We start from the raw sequence: 8,957 nt of genomic DNA on the forward strand, positions 1-8,957 counted from the left end.
TTTTAATCGGAGGGCTTGGCTTGTGAGCGGTGATATACAGAAGTCACTGATATGCAATCATAAAGCCGTCGGTCCAGTAAGCTGTTAGCTTCTTCTGAGGGATGTTCATGATTCTATACAAGTACATGTCCTTCGGTGCCACGCGAAAGGTGGTCGATACCTTATCACTAGGGTTTTCATGCCTTGAAGATTTGAACGACCCTTTTGAATGCACAGCCTTTGGCTTTAAAGATAGCGAGGAGTCTATAAGCGCGGAAACCGCCACGGATGCTTGTAGAAACCGTTTTTCGAGAAAATACGGTGTTTTATCGTTGACTCGTCAGCCGTTAAACGCGCTTATGTGGTCGCACTATGGAGACTCTCACCAAGGTGTAGTGCTTGGGTTTGATTGTGATTTGGCCGGCTTTTCAGACCCGAGAAGCAACGTGATTCCAAGCCAGTATGGAGAGATGATCTACTCAGCTACGAAGCCGCACAACGATCTACCTGTTATTGGCGAGAGTGAGCTAATGGATATTGGTGGTAGCCTTCGTTTTGACTCGAATGCCTTCAATCTAATGAAGAGAGCTTTTCTGTATAAGTCTCTCGAGTGGGCGTACGAAGAAGAAGTCCGTGTTGTGAAAAATATTGGCGGAATCCCCTTCGGTTATCACACAGGTGGTGGCCGCCATCGTGAATGTAATAAGGTAACTGTCTCTGGTAGACCTCTATACTGCTTTGATGTACCAGAGAATTCGCTCAAGGAAATTTATTTGGGGCGACATTTATATAGAAATGTTACCAAAGGTGGCTCTGTTACCGATGAAGAGTTGAAAGGTGTGCTTCAGTCCTGGGGTGAAAAAGATATCAAGATGATGCAATGTGAACCCGACGTTCACTCCTGGAACCTCGTTGCAAAACCATCTATCAATAGAAGCTAACCAGTGGCTGTTGGCGGACGTACCTACGCTGTCGCTCCGGCACGCCGCAAAGCCAAGGCGTTAAGTGCCCAATCAAATTAACCCCTGTAGTGGAATATGGAAATAAAAAGGACTTCAATCGATGATTAAAAGATCCATCAGCTTAGCATTAATTTCGGCCGCAGTTTTAACTGGCTGTACTTCTACTCCTACAGGAGATTTATACTGGAAGTCTGATATGGGCGCTGACTTTAATGAGATGAAAGTACTGATGGATTCGCCTGAATTTAGAGCACAGGTAAACGATGGCACACATTATACAATTCCTACTTGCGGCTTTGCTGATGATAAAAATGCGGCTGAAATTCTTGAGTACTTGATAAAAATTGGGGGGTCTGTAACTTCCTGTCACTCAGGCGTATATCGTTATTTCACAACCCCTCTCCATAAAGCAGTAAAAGGAAACTTAATTGAGAATGCATCCGTTCTATTAGCAAATGGCGCTGACCCAAATATTGAAAACTCCGATGGTGAAACGCCTTTAGGTATAGCAGAGGAGGAAGGCTATCACGAAATTTCAGAAATGATTAATTCCTATGAAAATGATTGGCAAAAAGCCAAATCAGACAACGAGATAAATGCCTTAAATGAATATCTAGAACAATACCCTAAGGCACTTCACTCTGATGAAGCCAGGCTGAAAGTAGCATTATTAGAGTCAATGGATGAGCCTCAGGTAAATGCAAGCGTTGTCGTAACGGAACCAGATGCGAAAGAACTCCAGCAAGAACAATTGGCGACTGAGGCAATCCAGAATCCAATATCAGAAGAGTCTAATGAAACTGTATCGAAGAATACGGTGAGCAATGCTCAACCAATTCCTTTAGAAGAAACAAAGGCAATAGGGAGCGAAGCGCAAGCTTCCGCGCAAATCTCTATACCACTATCTCCTGAAATTGATTTCGCATGTACTTTTTATTCTAGAAATCAGTGTGATGAGTACATAATTGATGATAAGGGAGGAATAGATGACATGAAAGCATTGTGTTTTCAGTCATTTGGTAATGTAGAAGCATCATGTAAGGTGGGTGCTCCAAGTTGCGCCTATAGGACTTCTTGGGGCTTAAAGATTTCTTACGCCTACAATTCAGACAATTTTTACTTTAAACAGTCATGTATAGATGGTGGGGGAGAGCTGCGTTAAGACAGCTATATTCAGGCATAATCAATAAAAAATGACTGACAGGCACACTTTAAAAGCACTGTCCCTCAATGTATGCGTATGTATTTTGATAAATACCTTGTATCAAATTGAGGTGCCGAGGGTTGGCGTTTGCTTGCTTTGATTAGCCTTTTTCAATCGAACCTGACCCCATTGGTTTCTGTCGGAGTAAATAAATGCAGATCAGAGCAATGCAAGCCGCTGACCTTTCAGCAGCTGCAGAGGTTCACCAGCAGGCGTTTATTCGCCAGAAGCAGTCGCTGCAATGGCTGGAGTCGAGCTTGAATGCCTTTCCACGATTTCTGTCCTTCGTTGCAGAAGAGCAGACGGGTGTTGTGGGTTACATTCTTTGGGCACAAAAGAGCGGCTTTCGCGATCAGGCTGTAGTGGAGCTTGACCAGATTGCGGTACTTCCGGCAGTGCAGGGCAGGGGCATTGCGCGGCGCTTGATAGATGAGTCCTTACCCTGGGTGAAACAGCAATTGGGCCGGCAGGGCTCGACGCTGAAACACGTGATCGTTAACACCCGTGCCGACAACCACGCGCAGCGCTTGTATCAGAGTGCGTTGGGCGCGGAGGTGGTAGCGACCATTGCTGATCTGTATTCGGCGGATGAGGTGTTGATGTTGGCGAGGAATGTGGGTTCTGACTAAGGGGGATCCTCGTTCGAGGCACTCGCTTGGTAGGCAGGCTGGATTATCAAAGGAGATGTGTTGAAGAAGTTATATGGCTGTGCTCGCCGTTCGCTTTATTTTTCCTGTTCTATGGGCTGTATGCCGTTGCCGGATGGCTATCCAGCGAAGAGACTCTGGGCGAGGTCGCTGTAGATATGGTGGGGTCAGTCACCTTGCTGATTCAGCTGCTTTGGTTGTACCAGCTTAATGTTGACTTGGGGCGTCATTGCGGCTTTCGCTCAATAAATACAGAGCGCGCGTTTCTCATCCTGCTAGTAGCAATGATGCTGCCGAATTTGCTGGGTTTTTTCACGTCTGGAGAGCCCCGCACAGTCGGTACTGAAGTGTGGGTTTTAATTGCCTTGCTCTTAGCCGTCAGCTTTTGGCTCAGTTCCCATCTGGCCCAAAAGCTCGTTGCCTGTGAGCGGGTCAGATCCTTGCTAGTCAGTACCCAGGTGAGAACGACTTGGGCTTTTTTCATTCTGCCGATTGGTATCTGGTTTCTGCAGCCAAGGATAAAACGCTTATTCACGGCAACGGACCCTTGATCAAGTCGTCCTTCTGTCCCGTCAGCGGCAACGCCATTACGATCATGTTTTAATGTGCGCTTCGCTCTGGCTGCACCTGGCCGGACTTTACATCACACGGAGGTAATGTGGGACTGATCATCCTGCCCCTGCTCGCTGCCTGGTTTGCCGCTTTCGTTTATTCGGGGTTTATGTTGTACGCGATTTTCAGCGGCGATAAACCACTTTGGTACGCTGCCGCCGCGCTTGGGCTGGGGATTGTACTGGCCTTGGTTTACCTGCGAATCGGCCTGTCGGGCTTCAAGGCCAGGGAGACAGTCTGGGCCTTCGAGATCCCGCTGTATTTCCTGCTCAACAAGGCGGCGATTGCGGTATTTGTGGTCGCAGCGGTGTGCTATTTCTTCGGCTGGGGTGCGGCAACTTTTCCGCATATCAAGGCTATCTGTTTCGTACTGGCTTTTGCGGCTTCAGCAGGAGCATTGCTGGGTACTGTCTGCGCGGACAGGTTCCAGAAACAGCAGGGCATTACGACTACCTATTGATCGAGCTTGGTCCGGCAGGGCGAAAATTGCCGTGAGATAGGGCGACTCTGTGCTGCGCGTGTTCTTCCCCCAGCTTGAGTGATCCGGCCTCAAGCCATGCCACACTGAGCCCGCCCCACCGTCTCTGACGGACTCTCCCCAAACAACGCCTTGTAATCCCGCGCAAACTGCCCCGGATGCCAGAAGCCCCAGTTGGCGGCGGTGATGGCGATGGCAGTGTCGTGCTGTGCGTCGCTCAGGGCGCGGCGTACCTGATTCAGGCGCGCGGTGCGCAGAAATTGCAGCGGGCTGATGCCGAGGATGCTTTCGAAGCTGTATTGCAGCGTGCGGCGGCTGACGTGGGTGAGTTCGCAAAGTTCGGTCATGCTTACAGCGGCCTGTGGGTGGGCGGCCATATGGGTTTTGACTGTGTCGACCACATGCTTGCGATGGGCGTAGCTGGGTGCGGTTTCCGAGGTAAGGTGTTCGTCGCTAAGCAAGGCGAGCAGGGCGGTGGTGGCCAGGTCTTTCTGTAGTTGATTGTTCAGGCCGTTGGCGCTGTGGTTGACCACGCGCTCCAGTAGAAAGCGCACTTGATCCAGTTGTTGCCGTTCTACGGTCAGGCGCGGCGCCGACTCCAGAGTGGCCAGATTGAGTGTGCGGCCTTCGCGTTCGGCGGCGTGCAGCAGCACGTCTTCCTTTACCACGATGCCGTAAATGTCGAAGGCCTCGGGTGTCATCAATTCAAAATCGCGGTCGCCGGGGCGACACATCAGCTGGTTGCTGTCGACCTGCAGGCCGTTGATGCGGCAGTCGGCGGTTTGCGCCGGAATGCCCAGCCAGACCGAATCCTTCCAGACGTTGCACTGCTGCCGCAGCGAGCGGTTGGTGTGCTCCTTGAACAGCTGAAACCCTTCCAGTGCCACCTCATCAATACGCCCGTAGAAACGGCCTGCGCCCAACTGGTCGTATTCCTGCTGCCAGTTGGTCAGGTTGTGGGCGTGTTCGTCGGCGTCCTGTGCCTCGCTTGTGCTCCTTCCTGGTGCGACGGGCGATGAGGGTGGTTGCATCGGTGGGCGCCTGTGGTCGGCCTCTTGGGTGGAATAAATCGGTTTTCGCCATAGGGGATGGCTCAACACCTTGAATTGTCGAGCAAATTTCGATTTGCCAAAACTTGATAGTGCATTGGTACGCATGTCGCAACATTGCCGGTAATAGATTGCCGTTGTTACGCGACGATGCCTAATTTTAGCAGCAAGTTTTGTGCCTGAGGTAACCCATGTCTCACACTTACCGCTACCAACTAGGTAGCAAGACCTATCAATTCCGTAACTTGGCCGAGCTGATGGCGAAGGCCACTCCTCAGCGTTCTGGTGACCGCCTGGCCGGCGTGATAGCGCTTTCGGCCGAGGAGCGCGCAGTGGCGCAGATGACCCTGGCAGAAGTGCCGCTCAAGACCTTTCTGAACGAAGCTCTGGTGCCCTACGAGCAGGATGAAATCACCCGGTTGATCATGGATGAGCACGACGCCAAGGCCTTCGCCGCCATTGCCCATCTGACCGTGGGCGATTTTCGCAACTGGCTGCTCAGCGACCACGCCACGCCTGAGGTACTGACTGCGGTGCGCGCCGGCATCACCCCGGAGATGGCGGCGGCGGTCAGCAAGATCATGCGCAATCAGGATCTGATTCTGGTCGCCAAGAAGTGCCACGTGACCACGGCCTTTCGCAACACCATCGGCCTACCGGGCCACCTGTCTACCCGCCTGCAACCCAACCATCCCACGGACGATGTGAATGGCATTGCCGCCAGCATTCTCGATGGCTTGCTGTACGGCAACGGCGATGCGGTGATTGGCATCAATCCGGCCACCGACAACGTGGCCCAGGCAATCAAGCTGATGCAACTGATGGGGGAGGTGATCGACAAGTATCAGATCCCGACCCAGTCCTGCGTGCTGACCCATGTGACCAATACCATCGAGTGCATCGAGGCCGGCGCGCCGGTGGATCTGGTGTTCCAGTCGATTGGCGGCACCGAGGCGACCAACAGCAGCTTTGGCTTCAATCTCGCTACCCTGGCTGAAGCGCGGGAGGCAGTGCTGAGCCTCCAGCGTGGCACCGTCGGCGATAACGTCATGTACTTTGAAACGGGGCAGGGCAGTGCGCTTTCAGCCAATGCCCATCACGGCCTGGACCAGCAAACCTGCGAAGCGCGTGCCTACGCGGTGGCGCGCAAGTTCAAACCGCTGCTGGTCAATACCGTGGTGGGTTTTATCGGCCCGGAGTACCTGTTTGACAGCAAGGAAATCACCCGCGCCGGGCTGGAAGATCACTTCTGCGGCAAGCTGCTCGGCGTGCCCATGGGCTGCGACGTTTGTTACACCAACCACGCCGAAGCCGATCAGAACGATATGGACAACCTGCTGACGCTACTGGGCGTGGCCGGCTGCTCCTTCGTGATGGGCATTCCGGGTTCGGACGACATCATGCTGAATTACCAGACCACCTCCTTCCACGATGCACTCTATGTGCGGCGCGTGCTGGGCTCGCGGCCAGCACCGGAGTTCGAGCAGTGGCTTACGCGCATGCAGATCATGCGCGATACCGACCGGCACATTCTGCACGACGCGCTACCCGAACCCTTCGCCCGCTCGCTGAAGGCGTTGCCGGGAGGCTGCGCATGAGCAAGCCGGACGATCAATATCTGCAGCAGGGCAAGGTGGTGGACAACCCCTGGCGCCGCCTGCGCGAGTTTACCGACGCGCGTATTGGCCTGGGCCGGGCGGGTATCAGTCTGCCCACCAGCGAGATGCTGGCCTTCCAATTGAGTCACGCCCAGGCGCGTGATGCGGTGCATTTTCCGCTGGATGTGGATGCGTTGTGCGCGCAGCTGGCGGGCCTGAGCAGTCTGCCAAATGACGCACCCCTGCGTTTGCACAGCCAGGCGCAAGACCGCACCAGCTACCTGCAACGGCCTGATCTCGGCCGCCTGTTGGATGACGCCTCGCGCGAGCAACTGGCCGCCTTGCCGACCGCCAGCAGCCAGAGTGATCTGGCCATCGTGATTGTGGATGGCCTCTCGTCACTGGCGGTGCAACAGAACGCAGCGGCCTTTCTGGCGCCGCTGCTGGAGCTGCTGCAGGCAGAGTCCGAGCCCTGGCAGCTGGCACCCGTGACCGTGGTCGAGCAGGGCCGGGTGGCCATCGGCGATGGCATTGGCGAGCTGCTCAACGCGCGCGCCGTGCTGCTGCTGATCGGCGAGCGCCCCGGCCTGAGCTCCCCTGACAGCCTCGGCCTGTACCTCACCTGGAATCCCAGGCCGGGGCTGAACGATGCCGCGCGCAACTGTATTTCCAACGTGCGTCCGGCTGGCTTGCCCTACGCGGAAGCGGCGCGGCGGGTGCTTTATCTGCTGCGTGAGGCACGGCGGCTGAAGCTGTCGGGCGTGAAGCTGAAGGATCGAACCCAGGACGAGGTGATCGAGCACAGCGGCGGCAGCGGCAAGAATTTTCTGGTTTCCGAGTAATGCAGCACGAGTAACACACGGCTTTAAACCAACGGCAACTTTCATTTAGAAAAGTAGAGGAATAACCATGTCGACAGACAATCAGGAGTACCTTGCCAAACGGCAACTCAAGCGCGGCACTGCGGGCTGGATTCTGCTCGCGGGGCTGGGCGTGTCTTATGTGATCTCCGGCGACTTTGCCGGCTGGAACTTCGGCATCGCCGAGGCGGGTTGGGGCGGTTTTGCCATCGCGGCGGTACTGATGGCGCTGATGTATCTGACCCTGGTGTTGTCGCTGGCGGAGATGTCGGCAGCCATCCCAGCGGCGGGCGGCGGTTACAGTTTTGCCCGCCAGGCGATGGGGCCCACCGGTGGTTTCATGACGGGCCTGGCCGTACTTATCGAGTACGCCCTGGCACCGGCGGCGATCGTGATCTTTATCGGTTCGGCGGTGGAGTCGTTGCTGGGCGTGAATGGCCCCTGGGTGTACGCGGCCTTCTATCTGGTGTTTGTGGGCATTCACCTGGCCGGTGTGGGCGAGGCGTTGAAGGTAATGATGGTGATCAGCGGTCTGGCCGTGTTTGCCATAGTGGCAACCGGTGTGGCGCTGGTGATGCACTTTGATGCCAGCAACCTGTTTGACATCGCCGCAACCGAGGCTACCGGTGCCAGCGAGATGCTGCCGCTCGGCTGGTATGGCGTGTGGGCTGCTTTGCCCTTTGCCATGTGGCTGTTCCTGGCTGTTGAAGGCGTGCCGCTGGCCGCCGAAGAAGCCAAGGACCCGGGCAAGGATGTGCCCAAGGGCATTATCGGTGCCATGGTCTTCCTGCTGTTCACCGCGCTGATGGTGGTGGTACTGGTGCCGGGCGCTGCGGGTGCCAAGGCCATGGGCGAAAGCGCTGTGCCTCTGGTGGATGCGCTGAATGCCACTGGCAACGGCAGCCTGGCCACGCTGGTCAACGTGCTGGGCCTGGCCGGTCTGGTGGCCTCCTTCTTCTCGATCATTTACGGTTACAGCCGCCTGGTATTTGCCCTGTCGCGTGCAGGCTATCTGCCCAAGTCGCTGTCACTGACCACCGAGCGCAAGGTGCCGGCACGGGCGTTGATCGTCCCGGGCGTGTTTGGTTTTCTGGCTTCGCTGAGCGGTGAGGGCGACCTGATGCTGGCCATGGCGGTGGTGGGGGCGACTGTCTCTTACGCGCTTATGGCGCTGAGTCATATTCTGCTGCGCATCAAGCAGCCGGATCTGGTGCGTCCTTATAAAACGCCCGGCGGTGTGGTGACGTCCGGCGTGGCACTGGCACTGTCGTTGATTGCGCTGACCGGCGTGTACGCCTTCGACCCGCGTGCCTTCTTCTTCACCATGGTGCTGTTCGCAGTGGGCGCCGCCTACTACTTCGGCTACAGCCGCAAGCATCTGGTGGCCAAGTCGGCGGATGAAGAGTTTGCCATGCTGGCGGATGCAGAGGCGGATCTGGCGGCAGTCTGAATTGGTTGTATCGCTCTGATCGACAAGGCCGCCTTAGGGCGGCCTCAGATCGCTGACAAACCCCGTCCATTTTGGATGGGGTTTTGTTTTTTATAGGTTCTGCCAGCCTCGTCCGCGT

Annotated in this window: 9 protein-coding genes; 7 read left to right on the forward strand and 2 right to left on the reverse strand. The window is 55.4% G+C overall.

The features are described from left to right. The first annotated feature begins 107 nt into the window (after window positions 1-107). From V7756_RS16970 to V7756_RS16980, 3 genes are all read left to right on the forward strand, one after another. Entirely contained in the window at window positions 108-920 is an 813-nt protein-coding gene (locus V7756_RS16970; protein WP_335611380.1) for a DUF2971 domain-containing protein, read from the forward strand. A 121-nt stretch (window positions 921-1,041) separates the two neighbouring features. Continuing rightward, entirely contained in the window at window positions 1,042-2,103 is a 1,062-nt protein-coding gene (locus V7756_RS16975; RefSeq protein ID WP_335611381.1) for an ankyrin repeat domain-containing protein, read from the forward strand. Window positions 2,104-2,297: 194 nt separating this feature from the next. Further along, complete coding sequence (locus V7756_RS16980) at window positions 2,298-2,774, forward strand: GNAT family N-acetyltransferase (protein WP_335611382.1); 477 nt, start codon at window positions 2,298-2,300, stop codon at window positions 2,772-2,774. A gap of 244 nt (window positions 2,775-3,018) precedes the next feature. Here the strand turns inward: V7756_RS16980 and V7756_RS16985 are convergent, their stop codons facing one another. Then, window positions 3,019-3,327, reverse strand: a complete 309-nt coding sequence (locus V7756_RS16985) for a hypothetical protein (RefSeq protein ID WP_335611383.1) — start codon at window positions 3,325-3,327, stop codon at window positions 3,019-3,021. Window positions 3,328-3,450: 123 nt separating this feature from the next. Between V7756_RS16985 and V7756_RS16990 the strand changes: the two genes are divergently transcribed. Beyond that, a complete protein-coding gene (locus V7756_RS16990) occupies window positions 3,451-3,864 on the forward strand; it encodes a hypothetical protein (protein ID WP_335611384.1) in 414 nt (137 codons plus the stop codon). A gap of 89 nt (window positions 3,865-3,953) precedes the next feature. Here V7756_RS16990 and V7756_RS16995 read toward each other — a convergent pair whose 3' ends face one another. Then, complete coding sequence (locus V7756_RS16995; protein WP_335611385.1) at window positions 3,954-4,913, reverse strand: helix-turn-helix domain-containing protein; 960 nt, start codon at window positions 4,911-4,913, stop codon at window positions 3,954-3,956. Window positions 4,914-5,122: 209 nt separating this feature from the next. On the opposite strand from V7756_RS16995, the gene V7756_RS17000 reads away from it, so the two are divergent. From V7756_RS17000 to eat, 3 genes are all read left to right on the forward strand, one after another. Further along, window positions 5,123-6,529: an ethanolamine ammonia-lyase subunit EutB gene (locus V7756_RS17000; protein ID WP_335611386.1), complete on the forward strand. Its 1,407-nt coding sequence runs from the start codon at window positions 5,123-5,125 to the stop codon at window positions 6,527-6,529. Then, window positions 6,526-7,371, forward strand: a complete 846-nt coding sequence (gene eutC / locus V7756_RS17005) for an ethanolamine ammonia-lyase subunit EutC (protein ID WP_335611387.1) — start codon at window positions 6,526-6,528, stop codon at window positions 7,369-7,371. The genes V7756_RS17000 and eutC overlap by 4 nt, the downstream gene beginning before the upstream one ends. Before the next feature lie 67 nt (window positions 7,372-7,438). Further along, window positions 7,439-8,839, forward strand: a complete 1,401-nt coding sequence (gene eat, locus V7756_RS17010) for an ethanolamine permease (protein ID WP_335611388.1) — start codon at window positions 7,439-7,441, stop codon at window positions 8,837-8,839. Window positions 8,840-8,957 lie beyond the last annotated feature (118 nt).

It is taken from the genome of Halopseudomonas sp., assembly GCF_036961105.1.
GTDB lineage: Bacteria > Pseudomonadota > Gammaproteobacteria > Pseudomonadales > Pseudomonadaceae > Halopseudomonas.